This window comes from Negativibacillus massiliensis (assembly GCF_900148495.1).
In the GTDB taxonomy this organism is placed as follows: domain Bacteria; phylum Bacillota; class Clostridia; order Oscillospirales; family Ruminococcaceae; genus Negativibacillus; species Negativibacillus massiliensis.
In genome coordinates, this window is sequence record NZ_FTRU01000007.1 from 521,663 (window position 1) to 546,735 (window position 25,073).

The 25,073-nt window shown below is 46.1% G+C and carries 41 protein-coding genes; 38 read left to right on the plus strand and 3 right to left on the minus strand.

Features of this window, described 5'->3' with window-relative positions:
- Positions 1-6 precede the first annotated feature (6 nt).
- Together BQ5375_RS05280 and BQ5375_RS05285 are read right to left on the minus strand one after the other, a co-directional pair.
- The gene (locus BQ5375_RS05280; protein WP_076917537.1) at positions 7-543 is read right to left on the minus strand and encodes a DUF1700 domain-containing protein; all 537 of its coding nucleotides are present in this window, start codon (positions 541-543) and stop codon (positions 7-9) included.
- Positions 540-857: a PadR family transcriptional regulator gene (locus BQ5375_RS05285; RefSeq protein WP_022132064.1), complete on the minus strand. Its 318-nt coding sequence runs from the start codon at positions 855-857 to the stop codon at positions 540-542. Before BQ5375_RS05285 ends, BQ5375_RS05280 begins: the two co-directional genes overlap by 4 nt.
- Positions 858-1,126: 269 nt before the next feature.
- On the opposite strand from BQ5375_RS05285, the gene BQ5375_RS05290 reads away from it, so the two are divergent.
- From BQ5375_RS05290 to BQ5375_RS05475, 38 genes are all read left to right on the plus strand, one after another.
- Complete coding sequence (locus BQ5375_RS05290; RefSeq protein ID WP_076917538.1) at positions 1,127-2,383, plus strand: hypothetical protein; 1,257 nt, start codon at positions 1,127-1,129, stop codon at positions 2,381-2,383.
- Positions 2,384-2,555: 172 nt separating this feature from the next.
- A complete protein-coding gene (locus tag BQ5375_RS05295; protein WP_022132066.1) occupies positions 2,556-3,932 on the plus strand; it encodes a hypothetical protein in 1,377 nt (458 codons plus the stop codon).
- A gap of 590 nt (positions 3,933-4,522) precedes the next feature.
- The gene (gene rpsJ, locus BQ5375_RS05300; protein WP_022132067.1) at positions 4,523-4,834 is read left to right on the plus strand and encodes a 30S ribosomal protein S10; all 312 of its coding nucleotides are present in this window, start codon (positions 4,523-4,525) and stop codon (positions 4,832-4,834) included.
- Positions 4,835-4,971: 137 nt separating this feature from the next.
- The gene (gene rplC / locus BQ5375_RS05305) at positions 4,972-5,607 is read left to right on the plus strand and encodes a 50S ribosomal protein L3 (RefSeq protein ID WP_022132068.1); all 636 of its coding nucleotides are present in this window, start codon (positions 4,972-4,974) and stop codon (positions 5,605-5,607) included.
- A 17-nt stretch (positions 5,608-5,624) separates the two neighbouring features.
- Positions 5,625-6,248, plus strand: a complete 624-nt coding sequence (gene rplD / locus BQ5375_RS05310; RefSeq protein ID WP_022132069.1) for a 50S ribosomal protein L4 — start codon at positions 5,625-5,627, stop codon at positions 6,246-6,248.
- Positions 6,248-6,541 (plus strand): 50S ribosomal protein L23, encoded by a 294-nt coding sequence (gene rplW / locus BQ5375_RS05315; protein ID WP_022132070.1) that lies wholly within the window; start codon positions 6,248-6,250, stop codon positions 6,539-6,541. The genes rplD and rplW overlap by 1 nt, the downstream gene beginning before the upstream one ends.
- Before the next feature lie 88 nt (positions 6,542-6,629).
- Complete coding sequence (rplB, locus tag BQ5375_RS05320) at positions 6,630-7,463, plus strand: 50S ribosomal protein L2 (protein WP_022132071.1); 834 nt, start codon at positions 6,630-6,632, stop codon at positions 7,461-7,463.
- 24 nt (positions 7,464-7,487) lie between these two features.
- Complete coding sequence (gene rpsS / locus BQ5375_RS05325) at positions 7,488-7,760, plus strand: 30S ribosomal protein S19 (RefSeq protein ID WP_022132072.1); 273 nt, start codon at positions 7,488-7,490, stop codon at positions 7,758-7,760.
- A gap of 25 nt (positions 7,761-7,785) precedes the next feature.
- The gene (gene rplV, locus BQ5375_RS05330) at positions 7,786-8,121 is read left to right on the plus strand and encodes a 50S ribosomal protein L22 (protein ID WP_022132073.1); all 336 of its coding nucleotides are present in this window, start codon (positions 7,786-7,788) and stop codon (positions 8,119-8,121) included.
- Between the two features lie 19 nt (positions 8,122-8,140).
- Positions 8,141-8,827 carry a 30S ribosomal protein S3 gene (gene rpsC / locus BQ5375_RS05335; protein ID WP_022132074.1) on the plus strand — a complete coding sequence of 229 codons (687 nt, stop codon included), beginning with the start codon at positions 8,141-8,143 and terminating at the stop codon, positions 8,825-8,827.
- The gene (gene rplP / locus BQ5375_RS05340; protein ID WP_022132075.1) at positions 8,827-9,252 is read left to right on the plus strand and encodes a 50S ribosomal protein L16; all 426 of its coding nucleotides are present in this window, start codon (positions 8,827-8,829) and stop codon (positions 9,250-9,252) included. Before rpsC ends, rplP begins: the two co-directional genes overlap by 1 nt.
- Entirely contained in the window at positions 9,252-9,452 is a 201-nt protein-coding gene (gene rpmC, locus BQ5375_RS05345) for a 50S ribosomal protein L29 (protein WP_022132076.1), read from the plus strand. The genes rplP and rpmC overlap by 1 nt, the downstream gene beginning before the upstream one ends.
- Positions 9,453-9,473: 21 nt before the next feature.
- Positions 9,474-9,731, plus strand: a complete 258-nt coding sequence (rpsQ, locus tag BQ5375_RS05350) for a 30S ribosomal protein S17 (RefSeq protein ID WP_022132077.1) — start codon at positions 9,474-9,476, stop codon at positions 9,729-9,731.
- 71 nt (positions 9,732-9,802) lie between these two features.
- Positions 9,803-10,171: a 50S ribosomal protein L14 gene (gene rplN / locus BQ5375_RS05355; RefSeq protein ID WP_022116016.1), complete on the plus strand. Its 369-nt coding sequence runs from the start codon at positions 9,803-9,805 to the stop codon at positions 10,169-10,171.
- A 12-nt stretch (positions 10,172-10,183) separates the two neighbouring features.
- Positions 10,184-10,504, plus strand: a complete 321-nt coding sequence (rplX, locus tag BQ5375_RS05360; RefSeq protein WP_022132078.1) for a 50S ribosomal protein L24 — start codon at positions 10,184-10,186, stop codon at positions 10,502-10,504.
- 15 nt (positions 10,505-10,519) lie between these two features.
- Entirely contained in the window at positions 10,520-11,059 is a 540-nt protein-coding gene (gene rplE / locus BQ5375_RS05365; protein ID WP_022132079.1) for a 50S ribosomal protein L5, read from the plus strand.
- Between the two features lie 15 nt (positions 11,060-11,074).
- Entirely contained in the window at positions 11,075-11,260 is a 186-nt protein-coding gene (locus BQ5375_RS05370; RefSeq protein ID WP_076917539.1) for a type Z 30S ribosomal protein S14, read from the plus strand.
- A gap of 24 nt (positions 11,261-11,284) precedes the next feature.
- Positions 11,285-11,683, plus strand: coding sequence for a 30S ribosomal protein S8 (rpsH, locus tag BQ5375_RS05375; RefSeq protein ID WP_022132080.1), 399 nt, complete (start codon positions 11,285-11,287; stop codon positions 11,681-11,683).
- A gap of 14 nt (positions 11,684-11,697) precedes the next feature.
- Complete coding sequence (gene rplF / locus BQ5375_RS05380; protein WP_022132081.1) at positions 11,698-12,240, plus strand: 50S ribosomal protein L6; 543 nt, start codon at positions 11,698-11,700, stop codon at positions 12,238-12,240.
- Positions 12,241-12,259: 19 nt separating this feature from the next.
- Positions 12,260-12,619 (plus strand): 50S ribosomal protein L18, encoded by a 360-nt coding sequence (gene rplR / locus BQ5375_RS05385; protein ID WP_022116021.1) that lies wholly within the window; start codon positions 12,260-12,262, stop codon positions 12,617-12,619.
- A 15-nt stretch (positions 12,620-12,634) separates the two neighbouring features.
- Positions 12,635-13,135 carry a 30S ribosomal protein S5 gene (gene rpsE / locus BQ5375_RS05390; protein ID WP_022132082.1) on the plus strand — a complete coding sequence of 167 codons (501 nt, stop codon included), beginning with the start codon at positions 12,635-12,637 and terminating at the stop codon, positions 13,133-13,135.
- Positions 13,136-13,149: 14 nt separating this feature from the next.
- Positions 13,150-13,329, plus strand: a complete 180-nt coding sequence (rpmD, locus tag BQ5375_RS05395; RefSeq protein WP_022132083.1) for a 50S ribosomal protein L30 — start codon at positions 13,150-13,152, stop codon at positions 13,327-13,329.
- A 19-nt stretch (positions 13,330-13,348) separates the two neighbouring features.
- A complete protein-coding gene (gene rplO, locus BQ5375_RS05400; protein WP_022132084.1) occupies positions 13,349-13,789 on the plus strand; it encodes a 50S ribosomal protein L15 in 441 nt (146 codons plus the stop codon).
- A 1-nt stretch (position 13,790) separates the two neighbouring features.
- Complete coding sequence (gene secY, locus BQ5375_RS05405; RefSeq protein WP_022132085.1) at positions 13,791-15,110, plus strand: preprotein translocase subunit SecY; 1,320 nt, start codon at positions 13,791-13,793, stop codon at positions 15,108-15,110.
- 23 nt (positions 15,111-15,133) lie between these two features.
- Positions 15,134-15,784 carry an adenylate kinase gene (locus BQ5375_RS05410; RefSeq protein ID WP_022132086.1) on the plus strand — a complete coding sequence of 217 codons (651 nt, stop codon included), beginning with the start codon at positions 15,134-15,136 and terminating at the stop codon, positions 15,782-15,784.
- 5 nt (positions 15,785-15,789) lie between these two features.
- Positions 15,790-16,542 carry a type I methionyl aminopeptidase gene (gene map, locus BQ5375_RS05415; RefSeq protein WP_022132087.1) on the plus strand — a complete coding sequence of 251 codons (753 nt, stop codon included), beginning with the start codon at positions 15,790-15,792 and terminating at the stop codon, positions 16,540-16,542.
- The gene (locus tag BQ5375_RS05420; protein WP_076917540.1) at positions 16,539-16,793 is read left to right on the plus strand and encodes a KOW domain-containing RNA-binding protein; all 255 of its coding nucleotides are present in this window, start codon (positions 16,539-16,541) and stop codon (positions 16,791-16,793) included. The genes map and BQ5375_RS05420 overlap by 4 nt, the downstream gene beginning before the upstream one ends.
- A gap of 24 nt (positions 16,794-16,817) precedes the next feature.
- Entirely contained in the window at positions 16,818-17,036 is a 219-nt protein-coding gene (gene infA / locus BQ5375_RS05425) for a translation initiation factor IF-1 (protein ID WP_022116029.1), read from the plus strand.
- 65 nt (positions 17,037-17,101) lie between these two features.
- On the plus strand, positions 17,102-17,215 hold the full coding sequence (gene rpmJ, locus BQ5375_RS05430; protein ID WP_022116030.1) for a 50S ribosomal protein L36: 114 nt from the start codon (positions 17,102-17,104) through the stop codon (positions 17,213-17,215).
- Positions 17,216-17,287: 72 nt separating this feature from the next.
- Positions 17,288-17,656, plus strand: coding sequence for a 30S ribosomal protein S13 (gene rpsM / locus BQ5375_RS05435; RefSeq protein ID WP_022132089.1), 369 nt, complete (start codon positions 17,288-17,290; stop codon positions 17,654-17,656).
- Between the two features lie 18 nt (positions 17,657-17,674).
- On the plus strand, positions 17,675-18,079 hold the full coding sequence (gene rpsK, locus BQ5375_RS05440) for a 30S ribosomal protein S11 (RefSeq protein ID WP_022132090.1): 405 nt from the start codon (positions 17,675-17,677) through the stop codon (positions 18,077-18,079).
- 23 nt (positions 18,080-18,102) lie between these two features.
- Positions 18,103-18,729, plus strand: coding sequence for a 30S ribosomal protein S4 (rpsD, locus tag BQ5375_RS05445; protein WP_022132091.1), 627 nt, complete (start codon positions 18,103-18,105; stop codon positions 18,727-18,729).
- Between the two features lie 89 nt (positions 18,730-18,818).
- Positions 18,819-19,817 (plus strand): DNA-directed RNA polymerase subunit alpha, encoded by a 999-nt coding sequence (locus BQ5375_RS05450; protein ID WP_022132092.1) that lies wholly within the window; start codon positions 18,819-18,821, stop codon positions 19,815-19,817.
- Positions 19,818-19,859: 42 nt separating this feature from the next.
- Positions 19,860-20,201, plus strand: a complete 342-nt coding sequence (gene rplQ, locus BQ5375_RS05455; RefSeq protein WP_022132093.1) for a 50S ribosomal protein L17 — start codon at positions 19,860-19,862, stop codon at positions 20,199-20,201.
- Positions 20,202-21,059: 858 nt separating this feature from the next.
- Positions 21,060-21,866: a nitroreductase family protein gene (locus tag BQ5375_RS05460; RefSeq protein ID WP_022132724.1), complete on the plus strand. Its 807-nt coding sequence runs from the start codon at positions 21,060-21,062 to the stop codon at positions 21,864-21,866.
- A gap of 44 nt (positions 21,867-21,910) precedes the next feature.
- The gene (locus BQ5375_RS05465) at positions 21,911-22,657 is read left to right on the plus strand and encodes a DUF1266 domain-containing protein (RefSeq protein ID WP_022132723.1); all 747 of its coding nucleotides are present in this window, start codon (positions 21,911-21,913) and stop codon (positions 22,655-22,657) included.
- 230 nt (positions 22,658-22,887) lie between these two features.
- On the plus strand, positions 22,888-24,036 hold the full coding sequence (gene iadA, locus BQ5375_RS05470; RefSeq protein ID WP_022132722.1) for a beta-aspartyl-peptidase: 1,149 nt from the start codon (positions 22,888-22,890) through the stop codon (positions 24,034-24,036).
- A gap of 223 nt (positions 24,037-24,259) precedes the next feature.
- Positions 24,260-24,514 (plus strand): hypothetical protein, encoded by a 255-nt coding sequence (locus tag BQ5375_RS05475; RefSeq protein WP_022132720.1) that lies wholly within the window; start codon positions 24,260-24,262, stop codon positions 24,512-24,514.
- A 156-nt stretch (positions 24,515-24,670) separates the two neighbouring features.
- Here BQ5375_RS05475 and BQ5375_RS05480 read toward each other — a convergent pair whose 3' ends face one another.
- Entirely contained in the window at positions 24,671-25,003 is a 333-nt protein-coding gene (locus BQ5375_RS05480) for a hypothetical protein (protein WP_022132719.1), read from the minus strand.
- Positions 25,004-25,073 lie beyond the last annotated feature (70 nt).

Sequence of the window (25,073 nt, forward strand, 5' to 3'; positions counted from 1 at the left end):
CCCTCCTTATATCTGTTGACGACGGGAATGAATGGTGTTCTTGATGAGTTTGACCGCGGAGCCGACCCCGACAAACATCATGACGCACAGGATAATCAGTGCAGCACAGATAAGGCCCGCGCCCACCATGACCAGTCCGGTTGGTGGATAGACAAACATCAGCCACAGCCCGACACCAACGAAGGTGACTGCCAGAACACCGAATACAAAAATCAGGATGCAGGCAACAAACAGGAAGATAAATCCGACCAGACCAATTACGAACAGCAGCGGCAGCCAGATTGGACTGGTCAGTGCAGCCAGCAGACCGACCAGACAGCCGGCAGATTCCGAATTCTGTTCTCTTTTGGATTGTGCACAGTCTGCAATGATGCGTTCTGCAACATCGCGCGGGGTGCCAAGCTCCATGATGATTTCTTCCATGCTTTTATCGGCGGCATCCTCCAGATATTCCACGTAGTAGCTCATAGCGGCTTCGCGCTCTTCTTTGGGCAGGTGCGCGATTCTTGCACGCAGTTCCCTGATATACTCCTCTCTGGTCATCGATTCATACCTCCGTCCATAATATCGTCTATTTTTCCGCGGAAATGCTTCCATTGCTCATAAAACTGCAAAAACTGCTCTCTGCCCTGCGGGGTCACCGAGTAATAGCGGCGGTTGCGCCCTTGAAACGGTTGATCGTAGGTGGTGAGGTAGCCGTCCTTTTGCAGCCGGCGAAGCACCGGGTAAAGGGTTGATTCCGAAACATCCATGATCTGCTTGACTTCCTGCGTCAGCTTGTATCCGTAGGTGTCTTCCTTCATCACGACCGCCAGCACACAGGCATCCAGCAAAACTGAACCCAGCTGAAATCCCATCTTCCTACCTCCAATCTTATTTTTATGACTATATTATAGTTTATATAATATATAAAGTCAATATAGTATATTTTAATTTTCTTGAAAATCAGGACAGAAGATTTGTCTCAGGTTTTATGCCGTACTTCGGGCAAAAGAGAGAAAGAATCGAGAAGATTTTGGGGAAAAGGATGATTTTACAGGATGAATGTCGGAAAAGAAAGTTTTACAGTTGACGCTATCAGGCTAAAATGATAGGATAAAGAAAAAAGCAAAGAGGAGAAGATTTTATGAAGAATCGGAGCAAGACAAAAATTCTGGCAGTGATGTGTGCAGCTGTCTGCATGATGTCGTTGTCTTTGGGGGCGGGGGCGGAAAAGCCAAACGATGAAATTGCCGGAATCGAGTATGAATCGGTAGCGGATCTGCAAAACTGCCTGAAGAAGCATTCTGCCAGCAAACATACAGAGCTGACCTACCGTCCATCGATGGATCGCCTGTATCTGCCAAAAGTGCTTGAAGGTAAATCGGATAAGGTCAAAGATATTGTTCTGACCCCGACCTATGTGGGCATCTATTTTGATTATCAGGGTCAGGAACTGGAATTTCGCCATTACATAGATGGAGAATATGCGTATCAGATGGCAAAAGACAATCAAGAGAAAAAGAACAATAAAATATATGAATCTTATCCAGCCAGCCAAAAGGTAAATGGTCATCAGGTGTACAGCTACTATGACGGCAGCTCGACCTACTGCTGGAAAGAGGGAGAGGACGTTTTCCTGCTTCGGACATTCGATGAAAAAAATCCAAAAACCAGACAGAATTTTGCTTTATGTCAATCGGATTTCATCAGTCTGGAAGCAGATGGCAGTAAAAAAGAAACTTCCAATAAAGAAGAAACAGAATACATCCAGCCGCAGGAATGTAAGGTTCGGGTGGTGGATGCCAAGGGCAATCCTGTAACCAACCTTTGTGTGGAGAATTATAAAAGTGGTGGCGCGAATCCTGCAAAGGATTACAGCAAGGAAAGATGGTTTGCTTACACCGACTCAAACGGGGTTGCGACCCTCTGCAGGTTCTCGGACGCATCCGATTCCTTTTATGTGGACAACTTCCATTCCTTCGGAAATGGAGATAAGCACGATTTTCAGACCTGTGAAAAGGTAGATGGAATGTATCAGGTTGTCTGGACGGGAGAAACACCACTTGAAACCGCAGAAAAAACAAATGGCAGCGTTCGGATTAAGGTGATCGACCAGAAGGGCAAACCGGTTCCCGGGCTGGAAATCAATGCAGTCAAATATTCTACCCTCGAAAACTGGAAGGAGGGCTGGGATGTCTATCAGTATGAAATCAATGATTTGAAGGGATTTACCGACAAGAACGGTTATTTTTCCGGCTTCAGTTCCAGTGAGAAAAAGCTGGATGGTTCTCCAATGAGACTGTGCATCACGCAGAAAACCAAAGACGGAAAGGAAATTAACCGCTATTACAAGATTGCGCCACAGGCAGATAAAAAGAATCAATATAAGATTGTGTGGTAAATAAATGATAAAAACCTCGATATTTCGACCGGGAAATGCGTCCGACAGCCGAAATATCGGGGTTTCCTTTTATTATTTACAGATGTTTTCTTGTAAGCGGGAGATAATCATGGTATGATAAAAATAAAAAAGAATGTATTGATGGACTTGTATTTTAAAGGAGCTTATATAAATGAACAAGAAACAACAGGTGGTGGCGCTGACGCTGGCAATCACTCTTTTGCTCAGTGGATGTAGTGGTCTTACCATCGGTTCTTCTGAAAAACAAGAGCAGGATACCCAGCAGTCGCTGAATGTGGGACAATCCACTGCTCAGGAAGAAAAAACAGAAGAGGAGCAGGAAGAACCTCTCAGCAACGAAAAAATCCCGACCGAGATGGAAAGTCAGGGTGTGTTTGTTGCACATTATCAGGATTGGGACAGAGAAAGCCTGCCATCCCAGTATCTGATGGAGATGGATGACACCGCACTGATGCTCATTGAGCAGGTGCAGAACGTGACAGCGGATATCCAGCCAGTCGACCTGTTTGACGGCATTGAGCACGCCAGCATGAACAGTCTACTTCGGGTTGCACTGGACAAAACGCCTGCAATCGACCTTGAAGTAGAGGTTGTGGATGGCAGGATCGAGGCAGTCGGAGAAAACTATGCAAACCACGTCCTGACAAAGCTGTTACAGAATGAGCTGGAAGAGGGTCGTGACCTGCGGGAGATTTATTATCAGGAAGATGTTACAGCGGTTTATTCCCAGCTGTTTGGAGAGGGAAGAACCCTTTCTTTCCAGGATTTGTGTCCAAACTACTATTATTATGCAAGGGAAGGCGTATTCGCACATAAAGGCGAAAAGACCGAGCGCTTTATCTGGCCGATGCTGGTGGGATATACTGACAGCAAGGTGAGCATGACGGTGGATCTGCTGCTGACCGAACGGGTTGACGAGACCCAGCCGCTGCTTTATACAAAAGCAGACGGAACACAGGTGGAGCTGAGCGCAGAAAATTATGTCGAGGAGCTTGCCGGAGAGCCGGTTTACCGCTATACCTTCGATAAAGCTCAGGATGGTCATCTGGTTCTGGACGGTGTGCGCTGTGTAGGTGTGCTTAATAACAGCTGTACCGACATTGTCGATCAGGAAGAACCGCTGGAAGATGATACCCTTTCGCTGGAAGCTCCAGAAAAGGTTACTGTGACAAGCGGAGAAGAAAGCACTTCCATCGACCTCCAGGCAGAATATGAGGGAACAACAGTACTGTACTATCTGCTGGATCTGTTGGGAGATGCCCAGAAGGTGGAGGACAGCGCAAAGGAAGAAACCCTGATTGGACGAGGAGCTGCAGCTCTGACCATGGACCTTGATTATACCGGCGAGGAACAGGTCCAGCTGAAGGTTTACAGCCAGAGCTATCTGCCAGGTATTGCGCAGAGCTACCTGCTCATCCAGATTGTGGAAGGAAATGATGTACAGAATTATGTTCTTCCACAGGATGACTACTTCCTGCTGACAGACTGGATGCAGGCGTGCAGCGTTGATGCGCAGCCGGAAAACTAATATATAAATAGGAAGAAAGTTTGTGCCGGAAGCAGAAATGTTTCCGGCATCCCCGGTATTTTTTTGAAAAAACGGGGCATCCTTATCATGACAAAATCCTGCTTGGGCAGGGAAAAAGAAGTTTGTTGTTAAAGTTGCACAGAATTTATCTCGAAAATACTTTGAAATACACGAAATGTTAGAATCGAAGATTTCTGTAAAAACTTTGAAAAAAACTCTTGAAATTTACCACCTTGTGTTGTATTATAATTAAGCGTGACTGCACAAGATATGCGTTGAAGCGGGAGGTTGCTATCCTGAGAGATAGGTAATTTCCGCCGAGTATGTCCGATTTAAAACCGGGCGGCTTTATAACACGGAAGGAATTCCGATCGTTGACAAATGGTTTCAAACCATGACTGTCTAAAGTCCCGGGTAAAGCTGCGTAATGCGGTTTGCCCGATTTTTTATTTGGAAAGTCAGGAAACACGCGGAAGCGTGTTCAATGCGATTGTGAGAACACTGCGTGTTGGCAATCAGTTTTCCACTGGAAAGATGAAATGCCAAAAGACGTCGTCCCACTCAAGAAAATGCTTTAAGGAGGCGATGATGTGGCAGTCAAAGAAAAAATCAGAATCAGACTGAAGGGTTTCGATTATCAGTTGGTAGACTCTTCTGCAGCAAAAATCGTTGAGGTAGTAACAAGAACAGGTGCTAGAGTTTCTGGTCCTATTCCGCTCCCAACCGAGAAAGAAGTAATCACCATTCTGCGTGCTGTTCATAAGTACAAAGATTCCCGTGAGCAGTTTGAGATGAGAACACACAAAAGACTCATTGACGTACTGAGACCTACTCAGAAAACAGTAGAGGCTCTCAAAGGTCTTGAGCTCCCTGCAGGCGTAGAAATCGAAGTAAAACTTTAATCAAAGTTTTCCACTGAAATTTAGGAGAACCGAAAATCCAGGTTTTCCGGCGACTTTGTGAAAACAAAGAACGCTTGTCTGCAAAGGTAATGTTGACGGCAAAGCCGCCAACCAATAACCAATAGGAGGTATATACAATGCAAAAATGCATCGTAGGCAGAAAGCTGGGTATGACACAGCTTTTTGACGAGAATGGAAAATTCATTCCCGTAACAGTAATTGAAGCTGGTCCTTGTGTCGTCGTTCAGAAAAAGACAATCGAAAACGACGGTTACGAAGCCGTGCAGATCGGTTTTGGCGAGGTCACAAGCAAACACGTAAACAAACCACTTCAGGGCCACTTCGCTAAGAGCGACGTTGCTATGAAGAAAGTGCTCAGAGAGTTCAGACTCGATGATTGCGCTGCACTCAATGTAGGCGATCTGATCAAAGCTGATGTCTTTGCAAACGGCGACAAAGTAGACGTTTGCGGCACTTCCAAAGGTAAAGGTTACGCCGGCACAATTAAACGTTACGGCAACCACAGACTCAAAGAGACCCACGGTACCGGTCCTGTTGCAAGACATGCAGGTTCCAACGGCGCTTGTTCCGATCCATCCCGTGTATTCAAGGGCAAACGTCTTCCAGGTCACATGGGTGCTGAAAGAGTTACAGTTCAGAACCTCGAAATCGTTAAAGTTGACGTTGAAAACAATCTTATCGCAATCAAGGGTGCTATTCCGGGTGCTAAAAACGGCGTAGTATACATCACTGACAGCGTTAAGATGGCGTAAGGAAAGGAGGAAACACGATGCCACAGGTTACTGTATTTGATATGACCGGCAAGAGCGTTGGCGAAATGACCCTCTCCGATGCCATCTTCGGAATCGAACCAAACACTTCTGTTATGCACGCTGCAGTAGTTAACTACCTTGCAAACCAGCGTCAGGGCACACAGTCCACTCTTACCCGTTCTGAGGTTTCCGGCGGTGGCCGCAAACCATGGAAACAGAAGGGTACAGGCCGCGCTAGACAGGGTTCCACAAGAGCTCCACAGTGGACACACGGCGGTATCGCTCTCGGTCCTAAGCCAAGAGATTACAGCTACGAGCTGCCAAAGAAAGTTAAGAGACTTGCTCTTAAATCTGCATTCTCCGCAAAAGTTGCTGACAACAACCTGATCGTTGTTGACAACATCGCAGTAGAAGGTTACAAAACCAAAGCTGTTGCAGAGATGCTCTCCAATCTGGGCGCTGATAAGAAAGCTCTTATCGTTATGCCAGAGGTTGATGCAAAACTCATCAAGAGCGCTGCTAACATCCCAGGTGTTAAAACCGCTCTGGTAAATACAATCAATGTGTACGATATTCTTAACTGCGACAAATTCATCGTTGCTAAGAGTGCACTTGAGAAAATCGAGGAGGTGTACGCATAATGAAAACTGCACACGATATCATCCTGAAGCCTGTTATCACTGAGGCTAGCATGCAGGGCATTGCAAACAAAAAGTACACCTTTAAAGTTGCAAAAGACGCAAACAAGATCGAAATCGCAAAAGCAGTTGCAGAACTGTTTGGCGTAAAAGTTGCTAAAGTTAACACCATGAACGTTAACGGCAGATACAGACGCCAGGGCATGCATGCAGGTTACACCGCTGACTGGAAGAAAGCAATCGTAACCCTGACCGAAGACTCCAAGACAATCGAGTTCTTCGATTCTATGATGTAATTGCCCGAAGGATAAACCCAAAAAGGTTTGTCCTTCCAAGTATGGGATCTGACTCAGTCCCGCAAAAATTCATGAGGAGAGTGAAACCATGGCTATTAAAACATATAAGCCAACGACAGCTGCTAGACGTCAGATGACAACAACTGACTTCTCCGAACTGTCCAAGGTTGCTCCTGAAAGAAGCCTTCTGGCTCCACTGAAAAAGAATTCAGGACGTAACAGCTACGGTCGCATCACTGTTCGCCATCGTGGTGGCGGTAACAGAAGAAAATACCGTATCATCGACTTCAAACGTAACAAAGTAGATATGCCTGCAACTGTACTCACCCTCGAGTACGATCCAAACCGCTCCGCTCACATCGCTCTGGTTCAGTACGAAGACGGCGAGAAGAGATACATCCTCGCTCCAAACGGCCTGAAAGTTGGCGACGTAATCGAATCCGGCGAGCATGCAGACATCAAGACCGGTAACGCACTGCCTCTGGCAAACATTCCGGTTGGTACCTTCATCCACAACGTTGAGCTTTACCCAGGCAAGGGCGCACAGCTTGCTCGTGCAGCTGGTATCATGGCTCAGCTGATGGCAAAAGAAGGTAACCTCGCACTGATCAGACTTCCATCCGGTGAGCTGAGAAACGTTCCAGTAAACTGCATGGCAACTGTTGGTCAGGTAGGTAACATCGATCACGAAAACGTATCTATTGGTAAAGCTGGCCGTAAACGCCACATGGGTTGGAGACCTACCGTTCGCGGTTCCGTTATGAACCCATGCGACCATCCACACGGTGGTGGTGAAGGTAAATCCCCAGTTGGCCGTCCAGGCCCAGTTACTCCTTGGGGCAAACCTGCTCTTGGCTATAAGACCAGAAAGAAGAGCAACCGCTCCGACAAGTACATTGTCAAACGCCGCAACGACAAGTAATGCAGGCTGAAAGGAGACGAACTAATGGGTAGAAGTATTAAAAAGGGACCTTTTGTACAGCCTGTACTGCTCAAAAGGGTAAAGGAAATGAACGCTGCTGGTGAAAAGAGAGTGCTCAAAACCTGGAGCCGTTCTTCCACAATTTTCCCTGATTTCGTTGGACATACATTCGCAGTTCATGATGGTCGCAAACATGTTCCGGTATATGTAACCGAGGATATGGTTGGACACAAGCTGGGAGAATTTGCTCCTACAAGAACCTATAGAGGCCACGCTGGCGCTAAAAAAACTAAGTAAGCAAAGGCCGAGAGGAGGATAACAAATGGAAGCAAGGGCTTACCTGAAATATGCCCGTATTGCACCACGTAAAGTGCAGATCGTGCTTGATCTGATCAGAAACAAGCCGACAAAATTAGCTTTGGCTATTCTGAAGCACACTCCAAAGGCCGCATGCGAGCCAGTTGAGAAGCTTCTGAAATCCGCAATCGCTAACGCAGAAAACAACCACAACATGGACGTAAACAACCTCTATGTTGCAGAGTGCTTCGTTGGCGAAGGCCCAACTCTCAAGAGAGTTAGACCAAGAGCACAGGGCAGAGCATTTAGAGTATTCAAGAGAACATCCAACATCACAATCGTTCTCAAAGAGAAGGAATAGCCAAAGGAGGAGGTAAACTATGGGACAAAAGGTTAATCCACACGGCATTCGTGTCGGTGTCATCAAAGATTGGGATTCCCGCTGGTTTGCTAAGGACGACGCTTTTGGCGATATCCTGGTAGAGGACTACAATCTGCGTAAGTTCCTGAAAAACAGCCTGCAGCTGGCAGGTGTACCACGCATCGAGATCGAGCGTGACGCAACCAAAGTAAGAATCCACATCCACTGCGCAAAACCAGGTATGGTTATCGGTAAAGGCGGCGCTGAAATCGAAAAGCTCCGTGCACAGTGTGAAAAAATCATCAACAAGAACAGAGAAGTACCTGCAAAGGTATTCATCAACATTGTTGAAGTTAAGCAGCCAGACAAAAACGCGCAGCTCGTTGCAGAAAACATTGCTTCCCAGCTGGAAAGACGTATCTCTTTCCGCCGCGCAATGAAACAGTGCATCGGCCGTACCATGAAACTGGGTGCACAGGGTATCAAAGTTCAGGTTTCCGGCCGTCTGGGCGGAGCTGAAATCGCTAGAAGCGAACATTACCATGAAGGAACCATTCCGCTGCAGACACTGCGTGCTGACATCGACTATGGTTTCGCAGAAGCAAACACCACTTACGGCAAAATCGGCGTTAAAGTCTGGATTTACGCTGGAGAAGTTCTCCAGGCAGTAAAGAGACAGCCTCGTAAGGAAGGAGGCAAAAACTAATGCTTCTCCCGAAAAGAGTTAAATACCGCAGACAGCACAGAGGCCGCATGAAAGGCGCAGCTCACAAGGGCAACTATGTTGCTTACGGTGATTTTGGTCTGCAGGCACTGGAACCATCCTGGATCACTTCCAACCAGATCGAAGCAGCTCGTATTGCTATGACCCGTTACATCAAACGTGGTGGTCAGGTTTGGATCAAGATCTTCCCACATAAACCAATCACAGAAAAACCTGCTGAAACTCGAATGGGTTCCGGTAAAGGTAGCCCAGAGTACTGGGTAGCAGTTGTTAAACCAGGCACCGTAATGTTCGAAATCGGTGGCGTATCCGAAGAGCTTGCTCGTGAGGCTATGCGTCTGGCTATGTACAAACTGCCAGTTAAGTGCAAATTCATCAAGAAAGAAGTAAAGGAGTGTGAAAAGTAATGAAAGCTGTTGAGATCAGAAACTTGTCCGAAAAAGAACTTTCCGAGAAGCTTGTAGACTTGAAAGCTGAGCTTTTCCACCTTCGCTTCCAGCACGCAATTAACCAGCTTGAGAATCCGAAGAGAATTAAGGCTGTCAAAAAAGACATTGCCAGAATTTCCACGATTATCAAGGAAAATGCAATGAAGAACGTGCAGTAATTCTTGGAAGGAGGACGCAAGGTGGACGAAAGAAACCTTAGAAAAACAAGGGTCGGCACCGTTGTCAGCAACAAAATGGACAAAACTGTTGTCGTTGCAATCAAAGATAACGTAAAACACCCTCTTTACAATAAAATCATGAAACGTACCGTAACATTCAAAGCTCATGACGAAGAAAACGCATGCGGCATTGGCGACAAGGTACAGGTTATGGAGACTCGCCCTCTGTCCAAAGACAAACATTGGAGAGTTGTCGAAATAATCGAAAAAGCAAAATAATTTAAGATTATCTTGCAAGTGTTTTCTGATAGAATATTTGATTCAGTACAACCGAAAGGAGGGGACGCACTGTGATACAGATGCAGACCTATCTGAAAGTTGCCGACAATACCGGAGCTAAAGAACTCATGTGCATCCGTGTTCTGGGAGGCTCCAGACGCAGATATGCAAACATCGGCGATGTCGTTGTTGCTTCCGTTAAAAAAGCTGCTCCAGGCGGTATGGTTAAAAAAGGCGACGTTGTTAAAGCAGTTATCGTTCGTTCCGTTAAAGGTGTAAGACGTGAAGACGGCACTTACATCCGTTTCGACGAGAACGCAGCTGTTATTGTTAAAGAAGATAAAAATCCAAGGGGCACACGTATTTTTGGCCCAGTGGCGAGAGAACTGAGAGATAAAGATTACCTCAAGATTCTCAGCCTCGCCCCAGAGGTTCTGTAGGAGGTGCTCAAGATGAACGTACACGTTAAAACAGGCGACACCGTTGTTATCCTGTCCGGTAAAGACAAGGGTAAAAAAGGCAAGGTTTTGGCGGTAAGCCCAAAAGAAGGCAAAGTCATCGTTGAAGGCTGCAACATGATCAAAAAACATGTTAAACCTCGTCGTATGGGTGAGCAGGGCGGTATCGTTGACGCTGAAGGCGCAATGTATTCTTCCAAAGTAATGCTCGTTTGCCCAAAATGTGGCAAGCCAACAAGAGTTGCTCATAAGATCCTGGCCGACGGCACAAAAGCACGCCTTTGCAAAAACGAAGGTTGTGGCGAAACATTCTAATTAGGAGGAGAAAACATGGCAAAGCTTAAAGAGACCTATGTTAATGATATAGCACCAGCTTTGTTTAAAAAGTTTGGCTATAAAAGCGTCATGCAGATTCCTAAGCTGGATAAGGTAGTCGTAAACGTTGGCTGTGGCGAGGCTAGAGACAACCATAAGATTATCGATGCAATCATGACAGACCTGGCTACTATCACTGGTCAGAAAGCTGTTCCTTGTGCAGCAAAGAAATCCGTTGCGAACTTCAAACTTCGTGAAGGCATGGTTATCGGCGCTAAAGTAACACTCAGAGGCGACACAATGTACGAGTTTGTTGACAGACTCTTCAACATCGCTCTCCCACGTGTAAGAGACTTCAGAGGAATCAATCCAAACGGTTTTGACGGCCGCGGCAACTACAGCCTGGGTCTGAAAGAACAGTTGATCTTCCCTGAGATCGAGTACGATAAAATCGACAAAGTTCGCGGTATGGACATCGCATTCGTAACAACCGCAACAACAGACGAGGAATCCCGCGAGCTGCTCAAACTCATGGGCGCTCCGTTCGCGAAGTAAGGAGGAAAAGGTTCAGTGGCTAAAACATCGAAAAAAGTAAGTCAGGCAAGAACACCTAAATTCTCTACTCGCGCATATAATAGATGTAAAATCTGCGGCAGACCACACGCATATCTTCGCAAATTCGGCATTTGCAGAATTTGCTTCAGAGAACTGGCATACAAAGGCCAGATCCCTGGCGTGAAAAAGGCGAGCTGGTAAGCACGAGCAAAGGAGGTTGACGTCATGCAAATTACTGATAAAATCGCTGATATGCTGACTCGTATCAGAAACGCAAACGCAGCGAAACATGACACGGTTGATGTACCATCTTCCAACATGAAAAAAGCAATTGCACAGATTCTCCTGGATGAAGGATACATCAAGAGCTTCCAGATTGTAGACGATGGTAAACAGGGTATCATTAGAATCACCCTTAAATACGGTCTGGGCAAAGAGCCTGTTATCACAGGTCTGCGTAGAGTATCCAAACCGGGACTGCGCATTTACACCAGCTGCAAGGAAATGCCTAAAGTTATGAATGGCATGGGTATCGCAATCATGTCCACACCTAAGGGCATCATGACCGACAGACAGGCTCGCGTAGAGAATGTCGGCGGCGAAGTCCTTGCATTTGTTTGGTAAGGAGGTGCACAAGAATGTCTCGAATTGGTAGAAAACCTGTAGCTATTCCTGCAGGCGTTGAGGTATCCCTCGACGGTCAGACTCTGACTGTTAAAGGTCCAAAAGGAACTCTGACAAAAACATTCCACAACAGAATGAACATCGCAGTTGAGAACAACGAAATCGTTGTTACAAGACCAAGCGACGTGAAAGAAGACAGAAGCTTACACGGCCTTACAAGAACACTGATCTCCAACATGGTAGAAGGTGTTACAAACGGCTTCAAAAAAGAACTGGAAATCAACGGTGTTGGTTACAGAGCTTCTAAAGAAGGCAAAAACCTCGTTATGATCCTCGGTTACTCCCATAAAGTAATTATGCCAGAAATCGAAGGTATCAGCATCGAGGTACCAGGTCCTAACAAGATCATTGTTAGCGGTCCGGACAAACAGGTCGTAGGTCAGTTTGCAGCTAAGATTCGTGAAAAACGTAAACCAGAGCCATACAAGGGCAAAGGTATTAAGTATATTGACGAAGTTATCATCCGCAAGGAAGGTAAAGCTGGTAAAGGTAAATAATTAAAGGGAGTGAATCGAAATGGTGAAAAAGCTTGATAGCAATGCTGCTCGACTCAAGAGACACAAAAGAGTCAGAGCAAAAATCAGTGGCACACCTGAGCGTCCACGCCTCAACGTATTCCGCTCCGCAAAACATATCTATGCCCAGATTATTGATGATGTTACCGGAACAACTCTGGTAAGCGCATCTTCGATGGATAAAGGTTTTGAAGGTTTTGGCGGTAACAAGGAAGCAGCTGGCAAAGTTGGTAAAAACATTGCGAGCAAAGCTCTCGAGAAGGGTATTTCCGAGGTTGTATTCGACCGCAGCGGTTACATCTATCATGGTCGTGTAAAAGAGCTGGCTGAAGCAGCCCGCGAAGGCGGCCTCAAATTCTAACGAGGAGGGATACTTTTGACTCGCATTGACGCTTCTACACTCGAACTGAGTGAAAGAGTTGTAGCTATCAACCGTGTAGCTAAAACGGTTAAAGGTGGCCGTGTCATGAAGTTTGCAGCACTGGTAGTTGTTGGCGACGGCAACGGCATTGTTGGCTTCGGCACAGGTAAATCTGCAGAGGTACCGGACGCAATCAGAAAAGGTATCGAAGACGCAAAGAAAAACCTGATTAAAGTTGCGCTCAAAGGCACAACTATTCCACATGAAATCATCGGCGAGTTCGGCGCAGGCCGCGTTCTGATGAAACCTGCTCCACAGGGTACCGGCGTTATCGCAGGCGGTCCTGTTCGTGCAGTACTCGAAACAGTTGGTATCAAAGACATCCGTACAAAATGTCTGCGTTCCAACAACCCAACCAACGTAGTAAATGCAACTGTTCAGGGTCTCGCTGCTCTGAGAAATGCTGAAGAAGTTGCTGCTATCCGCGGTAAAACAGTTAAAGAAATTCTTGGTTAAGGGAGGAAGCTACCATGGCAAACCTGAAAATTAAACTGGTTAGGGGCTTCCAGGGTCGTAAAGACGATCAGATCGCTACCGCTAAGTCCCTTGGACTGAGAAAAATCGGTAATGAAGTTATCCAGCCAGATAATGCAGCTACCAAAGGTAAAATCAAAAAGATTTCCCACCTCGTAGAGGTAACCGAAGCTTAATAAGAGGAGGTGCAGAACCATGAAATTGCACGAACTTTCTCCGGCTCCCGGCTCTACAAAGAAAGCCTTTCGCGTAGGCAGAGGTGCGGGTTCCGGTAATGGTAAAACAGCAGGTAAAGGACACAAGGGCCAGAAGGCTCGTTCCGGCGGCGGCGTAAGACCAGGCTTTGAAGGCGGTCAGATGCCACTCCAGAGACGTATTCCTAAGAGAGGCTTCAACAACATCTTCGCTAAACATTTCGCTATCGTAAATGTAAGCGATCTGGAAAGATTCGACAACGACACCGTTGTTACTGAAGAACTCCTCGTTGAAACCGGCCTGGTTAAAAAAGCACTTGACGGCGTTAAGGTGCTGGGCAACGGCGATCTGAGCAAAAAGCTCACAGTGAATGTTACAGCATTCTCCGCTTCTGCCAAAGAAAAGATTGAAAAGGCAGGCGGAAAGGCTGAGGTGATCTAGGATGTTTGAAACCCTCAAAAATGCCTGGAAACTGCCTGATTTAAAGAAAAGAATCTGCTACACATTAATGATTATCGTGATCTTCCGTTTTGGTGCTGCTCTGCCGGTACCATTTCTGGATGCATCCGTAATGCAGGGCTTCGGTGACGGAAACCTCCTCGGTTTCTTTAACCTCTTGACCGGTGGCGCGTTCCAGAACGCAACCCTGTTTGCTCTGTCTATTTCCCCATACATCACCTCCAGCATCGTGGTACAGCTTCTTGCTGTAGCGATTCCGGCTCTGGAACAGCTCGCGAAAGAGGGCGCTGAGGGCCGTAAGAGACTCAACAAGATCACAAGATACGTTACAATCGGTCTTGCACTGATCACTGCGTTGGGTTACTACAGAATCCTTGATTCCAATGGTGCTGTTATGGATGGCGGAAACGCATTCGGTAACGCAATCATCTTCCTGACCATCATGTCCATGTTCACCGCAGGTTCCATGCTCTGCGTATGGCTGGGTGAACAGATCGACGAAAAAGGTATCGGCAACGGCATCTCCATGATCCTGTTTGCAGGTATCGTTTCCCGAGGCGGCTCTGTGGTCGTATCTATGTGGCAGTATCTGGTACTTGGTTACCAGGGCCTGAAGGCAGGCAGCACCGGCACAGGTCTTCGTTACCTGATCGGTGTTCCGCTCCTTGTAGTTATTTTTGTAATCCTGGTTGGCTTCATCGTTCTGATGACAAAAGCAGAGCGCAGAATTCCAATTCAGTATGCAAAACGTGTTGTTGGCCGTAAGATGTACGGTGGCCAGTCCAGCTACATTCCGGTTAACGTTAACATGTCCGGCGTTATGCCAATCATCTTCGCAAGCTCCCTGATGGCGATTCCAGGTACAATCGCTGCTTTCATCCAGCCGGAGGAAGGCTCCTTCTGGGCAAGCTTTGTAAAGATCTTTAATTACAACAGCGGTTTTTACGCATTTTTGTATTTCATCCTGATCATTGCTTTTGCGTATTTCTACGTTGCGATCCAGTACAACCCAGTTGAAATGGCGAACAACCTCAGAAAGAACAACGGCGCAATCCCAGGTATCAGACCTGGTAAACCAACTTCAGACTTCATCGCAAGAATCATTTCCAAAGTTACTCTGATGGGTGCTTTGTTCTGTGCGGTAGTCGCAATCCTTCCAATCGGTATCGCAGCTCTGACCGGAATTCAGGGTGTATCGCTTGGAGGTACTACCATCATCATTATCGTAGGTGTTGCACTGGATACGGTAAAACAGCTCGAGTCTGAAATGATGATGCGTCACTATAAAGGTTTCCTGGAATAGTTTCCAGAAAGGGGATCTGTTTTATGAATATCATACTTCTCGGAGCGCCAGGTGCAGGCAAAGGCACACAGGCCGAAAAAATCTGCGAGTATTGTCATATTCCTCAGATCAGTACCGGCAACATCATTCGTGCAGCAATGCGTGACGGTACCGAAGCCGGTAAAAAGGCACAGGAATTCGTTAATGCAGGAAAATTGGTGCCAGATGCAGTAGTGATCGAAATGGTGAACGAACGTCTGAAACAGGATGATTGCAAAAACGGTTTTATTCTTGATGGTTTCCCAAGAACCGTGCCACAGGCACAGGCTCTTAAAGAAATGGGCGTCGAGATTGATCATGTAATTGACATCGAAGTTCCTGATGAGACGATCATGCAGAGAATGACCGGTAGACGTGTATGCGGCGAGTGCGGCGCAACTTATCACCTGGTTTACAACCCACCAAAGGTTGAAAACACCTGTGACAAATGCGGCCACGAACTGATCATCCGCAAGGATGACCATCCGGATACCGTTAAGGACAGACTGCAGGTTTACCACGAACAGACAGAACCGCTCAAAGACTTCTACAAAGAGCTTAACGTCCTCTATATGATCGAAGGCGACAAGCCAGTTGAGGAAGTAACGAAAGATACACTCAATGCGTTAGGAGTCAAGTCTGCTTTGGAGGGTTAAACCCAATGGTTGTACTCAAAACAAGCAAAGAATTATCCGATATGAAACTTTCCTGCAAGATCAGCGCTCAGGCTCTGAAACTTGCGGGCGAGTTGATTAAACCGGGGGTATCCACAGCTTATGTGGACCAAATGCTTCATGAGTTTATTGTTTCTCAGGGAGCAAAGCCAACCTTCCTGGGATACGGCGGCTTTCCGGCGTCATGCTGTATCTCGGTAAACGATGAGGTCATCCACGGAATTCCTTCCGGCAGGGTGATCGAGGAAGGCGACATTGTCAGCGTCGATGTAGGCGCGGCAATTAACGGCTACACCGGAGACAACGCAGCAACCTTTGCTGCGGGAAAAGTTTCCGAAGAAGCACAGAAAATCATGGACGTTACAAAAGAATGTCTCTACCGTGCAATCGAGGCAGCCCAGCCGGGTAACCGTTTGGGAGATGTCGGATATGCGGTAGAATCCTATGCCAAAAGCTTTGGCTTTGCGGTAGTCCGGGATTATGTGGGACACGGTGTCGGCAGAAAGCTGCACGAGTCACCATCCATTCCAAACTACGGCACACCAGGACATGGACTCAAGCTCCTGCCGGGCATGACATTGGCAATCGAGCCGATGATCAACGCAAAAGGCAGCGAGGTTGTGGTTAAAAAGGACGGAACCGTCCTGACAAGAAGCGGAAGTCTTTCGGCTCACTTCGAACACACCATTGCCATCACCGCCTCCGGGCCGGTCATCATGACCGAGTGGGAGGAACGATGATCAAGACAGGATCCATCGTCCGGCCGATTGCCGGCAGAAATCAGGACCGATTTTTTGTGGTGATCCAGACCGATGCAGACTGTGTGCTGCTTTCCGATGGAAGAAGGCGAAAGCTCAATCATCCAAAACGGAAAAAGCAAAAACATCTGGAAGACACCGGTTACACACTGGATCTTCTCAAGCTCACAACCGACAAACAACTCAGAAAAGCTTTGACCAGTTTGGGTTTTTGTAAGGTACAAACCTTCTAGAAACCGTAAAAGGAGGTTTTTTACTTGTCCAAGGAAGACGTAATCGAAATTGAAGGCAAGGTTTTGGAAGCTTTGCCAAACGCTCAATTTAAAGTTGAGTTGCCAAACGGCCACGTAATTCTGGCTCACATCTCTGGAAAACTTCGTATGAACTTCATCCGAATCCTTCCAGGCGATAAGGTAACAGTGGAGATGTCTCCATATGACCTGCAGAAGGGCCGCATTACATGGCGTTCCAAATAAATCCACGGAATTAAAGGGTAGAGGTTCTTTTTAAAAAGAACTTCATGACAAGGAGGTAGTTTCAAATGAAAGTAAGACCTTCCGTTAAACCCATGTGCGAAAAATGCAAAATCATCAAACGCAAAGGACGCATTATGGTAATTTGCAGCAACCCGAAGCATAAACAGCGTCAGGGTTAATCACTAACCCCGGGCGAACAAACAAGCCCTTTGGGATATGCAAGACCTATATAATGGAGGTGCAACAAAAGTATGGCTCGTATAGCTGGTGTAGACCTGCCTCGCGAGAAGCGGATCGAAATTGGACTGACCTATATCTACGGTATCGGAAGAAAGTCCGCAAACGACATCCTGGCAGCAACAGGTGTTAACCCTGATATCAGAGTTAAAGACATGGACGAGGATGACGTTACAAAGCTGAGAGATTACATTGATAAACATTTTGTTGTTGAGGGTGACCTTCGTCGTGACGTTGCACTCGACATCAAGAGACTGATTGAAATTGGATGCTACAGAGGCGTTCGTCATAGAAAAGGTCTGCCTGTAAGAGGTCAGAGAACCAAGACAAACGCTCGTACAAGAAAAGGTCCAAAGAAAACAATCGCTAACAAGAAGAAGTAAGGGGAGGGATATTGAGAAATGGCTAAAGTTAACAACGGTAAAAAAGCCACCACACCAAGACGTCGTGAGCGTAAAAATATTGAGCGCGGCGCTGCTCATATCCAGTCTACTTTTAACAATACCATTGTTACTATTACAGACACTCAGGGCAACGCAATTTCCTGGGCAAGTGCAGGTGGTCTGGGCTTCAGAGGTTCCAGAAAATCCACTCCATTTGCTGCACAGACAGCCGCTGAAACAGCTGCAAAAGCTGCTATGATTCACGGTCTGAAATCTGTAGAAGTATTTGTTAAAGGACCAGGTTCCGGACGTGAGGCTGCGATCCGTGCACTGCAGGCAGCAGGTCTTGAAGTTAACATGATCAAAGATGTTACTCCAATTCCGCACAACGGTTGCCGTCCACCTAAGAGAAGACGCGTGTAATCTGATTAGGGAGGTACAAGAATATGGCAAGATATACAGGTGCGGTTTGCAAGCTTTGCCGTCGTGAAGGACAGAAACTGTTCCTCAAAGGCGAAAGATGCTACTCTGACAAATGCGCTCTGTCCCGCAGAAGCTATGCTCCGGGCCAGCACGGTCAGAACCGCAAGAAAGTTTCCGAGTACGGACTGCAGCTCCGTGCAAAACAGAAAACAAGACGCTTCTATGGTGTTCTTGAAGGTCAGTTCGCTAAATATTTCGAAATGGCTACCAAACAGCAGGGCATGGCTGGTGAAAACCTCCTGAGAATCCTGGAAAGCCGTATCGACAATATCGTTTACAGAGCTGGCATGGCTTCTTCCAGAGCTGAAGCAAGACAGCTGGTTCGTCACGGTCATTTCACCGTTAACGGCCACAAAGCAAACATTCCATCCATCCTTCTGAAGGCTGGCGATGTTGTTGCTCTGACAGAAGGCAGCAAATCTTCTGAAAAATTCAAAGCTATCATGGAAGCAAACGGTTCCCGTCCAGTTCCACAGTGGCTGGATATGAACAAAGACAACGGCGTAGTTAAAGTTGTTAACCTTCCAAATCGCGAAGATATCGATCTCGATGTTGAAGAACATCTCATCGTTGAGTTGTACTCCAGATAATCGTTTCGATTGGGGCACAATTTTACATCAGCATGGGAACGCGAAAATAACGGCGGCTTAAATGTCGCTGCCATTTAAGGAGGGTTATAATGGTAAAGATAATCGAACCAAAGATTGAGACCGCAGAACTTAAATCTGATGGAACATACGGCAGATTTGTTGTAGAACCGCTTGACAGAGGTTTCGGAACAACATTAGGCAACAGCCTGAGACGTGTGTTGCTCTCCTCGCTTCCTGGTGTTGCAGTAACATCGATCAAAATTGATGGCGTGCAGCACGAATTCTCAACTATTGAGGGCGTAAAAGAGGACGTTACAGAAATCGTCCTTAACATCAAAGGTTTAACTGCAAAACTTTACTGTGACGGACCAAAGGTTGTTTACATCAATGCTGAGGGTGAAGGCGAAGTTACCGCTGGATCCATCCAGTGCGACTCTGATGTCGAAATTCTGGACCCAAGCATGCACATTGCAACACTTGGACCAAACGCTGTTCTCCGTATGGAGATTGTTCTGGACAAAGGTCAGGGTTACGTTTCCTCTGAAAAGAACAAACAGATCGCAAAAGATAAAAACAACGATAAATCTATGCAGGACAAGGCTCAGGTCGACAAAATGTCCCTCAACAAGATTTACGTTGACAGTATCTATACCCCAGTTCTGAAGGTAAATTACACGGTTGAAAATACCCGTGTTGAGCAGATTACCGACTACGACAAGCTGACTTTGGAAGTTTGGACAGACGGCACAATCTCTGCAAAAGAGGCTGTCAGCCTTTCTGCAAAAATCCTTACCAGACAGCTCAATCATTTCGTAGATCTTTCTGAAGAAGTGAGCAACACTGAGATCATGGATACTCAGGAAGATACCGGCAAGGAAAAAGTTCTGGAGATGACTATCGAAGAACTCGACCTCTCGGTTCGTGCATTTAACTGTCTCAAACGCGCAGGTGTCAACACTGTAAGCGATTTGATCAACAAGTCACAGGACGAAATGATGAAGGTAAGAAACCTGGGTAAAAAATCTTTGGAAGAAGTTCTTGCAAAGCTTGATTCCCTCGGATTCAGCCTTACCAAAAGCGACGAATAGTTGAGATCCATTCCATAGTTTATAAAAAAGGAGTGAATTTGGATGCCAGGCACCAGAAAACTCGGCAGAGCTACTGCTAGCAGAACGGCTATGCTTAGAGCGATGGTAACATTCCTGCTGGAAAACGGCAAGATTGAGACCACAGTTACAAGAGCAAAAGAAGTCAAGGCAATGACTGAAAAAATTATCACAAAGGCAAAACAGAATGACCTCCATTCCAAGCGTCAGGTTTATTCTTACGTTACAAAAGAAACTGTTGCTAAGAAAGTCTTTGATGATATTGCTCCAAAATATGCAGAGAGAAACGGCGGTTACTGCCGTATCATCAAGATCGGTCCTCGCCGCGGTGACGCAGCAGAGATGGCAATCATCGAACTGATCTAGTTTGCTTAAAACACTTTAAGCATCACCGGATATATCGATATAACCGGTCCCGGGCGGAAGGAATCTTCTTTCCGCTCAGGATTACGGGGAACCCCAATCTTTGGTTAGATCCATCGTTCCCCTTGACATAACGAATATCCTGTGCTATCATGTACAGGTAACATTTCCGTGACACTTTTCGGGTAGAACCGATTATGATCAGGTCGGTCCGTGAATGGACGCATTCGCCTGATAAAGGGTCATGGGGGAAAGAGCTTCGGGACGCCGAAGCTCTTTTTCTTTGTAAAAAAATATGTTATAATGGGAAAAACCAGCTTGAAGCTGGACACTGTTCGCCTACGGCGCAAAGATGGTTAGTTTGTGTAAAAAGCTTCGATAGAGTGAAACTGAGCTTTTCGTCCACCTTTTCTAAAAGGTGGTGGTGTCCAGAGGCAACGCCTTTGGCCGCCTTCCGCAGAAGGCGGAACGCTTTTATCGTCAGGCGCATTTGAGGAGGTTTGGAACCCTTTTGCAAGAGAAAAGGGTTCCAAGAACTGATTGCAAGTACAGACTATCCCCGAAAAGTTCCCAGTGGGAAGTTTTCGGCAGTAGAAACCCCTGTTTTATAAATTTGTTATTTTGACGATAAAAATCTGAATTTTTATAATGATGTTTTGGGTTCTAATTGACCTTTAGAAGGAAATCGTTTCTTTTATTTGGATTGAAAAATTCACCCGCGCGCTTCCACGGATAAAGTGTTTTGTTCATTGCGACGAGCGACCAAAGGCTCTGCCTTTGGAAACCGCAATTTTTTGAAAAAAATTGAGTAAAACTTTTGTTTTTCTTCAAACGAGCAAGTGTGCAATAAGGAGGATTTTTATGAGCAACTCTGTTCTTGACGTCATCAACAACCGAACTTCGCTGCGAGTCTACGATAATCGGGAAATTTCCCAGGAAATTCTCGACAAAATCCTGCATGCCGCAATGCGTGCTCCGACCGCAGGCAACCAGATGCTTTATTCCATCCTTGTGGTGCGGGATGAGCAGACTCGAAAACTCCTCTCTCAAAGCTGTGACCATCAGGCATTTATTGCGACTGCTCCGGTGATCCTTATCTTCCTTGCAGATCATCAGCGGTGGTTTGATTATTATCAGCTCAACGGTGTGGCAGAATACTGTGATCGGGAAGGTTTGCGGTTTGAGGCACCGCAGGAATCTGACCTTCTGCTCGCAATTGAAGATGCTATGGCAGCCGCACAGAATGCCGTCATCGCAGCAGAGTCATTGGGAATCGGCTCCTGCTATATCGGGGATATCGTCGAAAATTATGAGTTCCATAAGGAGCTGTTTGATCTGCCGGATTGGGCTTTTCCAATCGGAATGCTCTGTCTGGGATATTATCGGGAAAATCATCTCAAAAAGCCGCGTGAGCGCTTTGACAAGCAGTATATCGTCTTTGAAGAAAAATATAAACACCTCTCTCCAGAAGAGTATCAGCAGATGTTTGCACAGAGGGAGCAGACATTCCACGAAGATAATCCATATCATGCCGATAATTTTGCACAGGCATTTTATGCAAGAAAAACTGGTGCATCCTTCAGTAAGGAAATGGCACGTTCGGTGCGTGTTGCGATGAAAGCATGGGATGGACGTCTGCTGAATCCAAAAGCACCAAACAAAAGGTAAATAATAAAGATAAAATAACAATATGTATAGGATGGAGGGGAGATATGTTCTTATTCAGGAAAAATAAACGCTTACAGCAGCAGGAAAAATTGAGAGGAAATGCAACGGTTTTATGGATGAATGCCGCGGTGGCTCCAATTTTTGCAGCTGAAAACAAAAACTGGACCATTTTTGGTGGTTACCGTTTCGGGAATAAAGAAAAAACTGCCGCAGACTACCAGAAACTGCAGATGCAGTACAGTGCCGTCAATCATGAAGAGGTTTTGGACAAAATTCAGGAACTTCAGGAAATTGGCGAAAGTGAAGCATATCACCTGCTGATGAGCCGCTATCAGAATAACGGATTTTTCGAGCTTCGGAGGGAACAGCTCTGCTCAGAAGAAACATTCCCGCAGATGAAACTTTATCAGCGCCGTTGGCTGTATGATATGATTCAGGGATATAAGCGATATGGGGAAAAGGCAATTCTGGCATTCGATCTGTGCCGCATCCTCGCGGTGGCGCAGATGGGATTCATGACAGGACACCTCTCGATGGAAGAAGCGCTGCATCATTGCTGGAAAGCTGCTATTGTACTGCAGGCATCCTTTTCCAGTTGGGAAGAGATGTGTGACAGCTTTTTACGCGGCTATGCCTTCCATACCCAGCAGGATAAGGACGAGCCTACCAGCAGCCTTGCTGTCAGGATGCACCTTCTGGAAGAGATGCAGCAGGCTACCAAGGAAAAATCTTCTGCTTCAGAAAGTCCGTTTGCAATTCATTGGGACCTTTTACTGGAAAAGACATTCTGATTTTAAGGGAAACCGCACCTTTTAAGGTGTGGTTTCCTTTTTGTTTTGCTGTTTTATTGGAAAATACTTTTGTGTGAGAAGATAAAAAAATAATTTTCTATAAAATATATCGAAAAAGTGTGGTATTTACTTATATTTTTGTGATAGAATAGAGGAAAACAAAAGTAATCAGGAAAACAAATATACCAAATACTGATAAATTCACAAGAGAGATAAAGGAGCGAGGAGAAATGTTTTTAATCAAGCAGGCGCAGGTGTATGCACCGGAATATCTGGGGGTGAAGGATGTTCTGATATGCGGGGGAAAGATAGAGGCAATCGAAGATCATATCGATGACCAGATTCCATTTTGCCAGGTAATCGATGGTACAGGGAAAAAACTCACACCAGGCATCATCGACCCACATGTACACATCACCGGAGGCGGCGGGGAAGGAAGCTTCCACACCCAGGTTCCGCCGGTCAAGCTGTCTGAGCTGATTGGCGGCGGTGTTACCACCGTTGTTGGTCTTCTGGGAACCGATGGTATCAGCCGCAATGTGGAAAGTCTGCTGGCAAGGGTAAAAGCGCTGCGGGAGGAAGGCCTTACCGTTTATGCGCTGACCGGTTCTTATGGTTATCCAAGTGTGACACTGACCGGAGATGTCAAAAAGGACATCATGTTTGTGGAGGAAATTATCGGTGTGAAACTGGCACTGTCCGATCACCGTGCCCCAAATGTTACAGTGGATGAACTGGTACGCCTTGCAAGTGATACCCGCGTGGCAGGAATGCTTTCGGGCAAATGCGGAATGGTGACCCTGCACATGGGAAGCGATGACGCTGCACTGAGCAAGGTTCGCGCAGCATTGGAACAGACAGCAATTCCAATCAAGATTTTTCATCCGACCCATATTACCCGTAGTCCAAAACTTTTGCAGGAAAGCTTTGATTTTGCAAATGATGGCGGCTATATCGATATGACCTGTGGTTCCGGTGGAGAAGGTAAACCGTCCAAATGTATCATGAAGGCAAAGGAGCAGGGTGTAGACCTCAAACGGATTACCCTCAGTTCAGATGGCATGGGCAGCTGGTCTAACTATGACAAGGAAGGAAATCTGATCAAGATTGGATACTCTGCGGTAGATACCATCTATCATGAGATTTGTTCTCTGGTGAAGGAAGAGGGCATGGATTTAAGCGAGGCTCTTACCTTTGCAACCAGCAATACCGCACATTCGCTGGAACTGTTCCCACGAAAGGGATGTGTGCGCGTAGGAGCAGACGCAGACCTTCTGCGGATGCAGGATGACCTGTCGCTTGATATGGTAATGGCGCAGGGACAGATGATGATGCAGGACGGCGTTCTGCTCAAAAAGGGAACCTACGAAAAAGATTAAAAACTTTTTTGAGATTTTACCAAAATACAACAGACAAAGAGAAAATAGTGTGCTAAAATAAGAAAGAAGAAAGCAATCAAAGGAGCGGTCAGGATGAAAGCACAACTTCTTTCTTATCAGATACATACTGCTGTGGTTCATCCGGGAATACTGTGTCCGGCGAGACCTTTTGGGAAAAACAGAAACGATAAGCAGCCGATCTTAGGAACAGGACTCAATTGTAATGAGTTTTGTTTGTGAGATGCGGCTGTTTTTTATTGGAAAGGAGCGTTTCCCGATGATTCCATGCCAAAAAACCTGTGCCGATTATTGTGAGGGCTGTCACAAAAACTGTGCCCGCTGGAAAGCCTTTTTGGAGCAAAGCAGTCAGCAGAGACGGGAAAAAAAGAGATATCTGGATTATTATAATGATTTGTGTTCGACGATCATTCGCCAGTGCCGTTCCAATAACCCTTATCTGTCTCATCGTGCAAGCTAGAAAGGCGCTGTGCAAACTGCCTCAAGGGCAATAGAAATAAAAAAGCAGAAAACGGACGGCTGAATTCAGCCGTCCGTTTTCTGTGTGTATGGATGAGTAAATCGGGGAAATCATGTTTGTAAGAGAGAGTATCTAAAAATTTTGAGAAAGCTTGATTTAGAAGAACAGAAGTTTTAATACTCCAACGATTAGAGCAGCCGAGGAAAGAATGTTTGCAGCCATCTGAACTTTTGGCTGTTTATTCTTTACATGGATGCAGATTGCAATCACGCTCAAGAATCCCAGTGCCCAGCAGAAAAGCTTGCTTGGCATAAAATTCATTGGAAGGCTGGTTGCACTGATGTAAGCGACCAGAATGTTCCACAGAGAAACGAAGTAGAACAGGGTGTTTTTTGCTTTGGTGTTTTTGGTTAAGAATAACAGTGCAACAGAGATACCGCTGACTACCGTGATTGCAATTAAAATTAATGTGTAAATACCTAATGCCATAAAAAATTCCTCACTTTCAATCTTTTTTTATTTTTATTTTTGAGGGGTGTTTGATTTGTTGACTTAAATA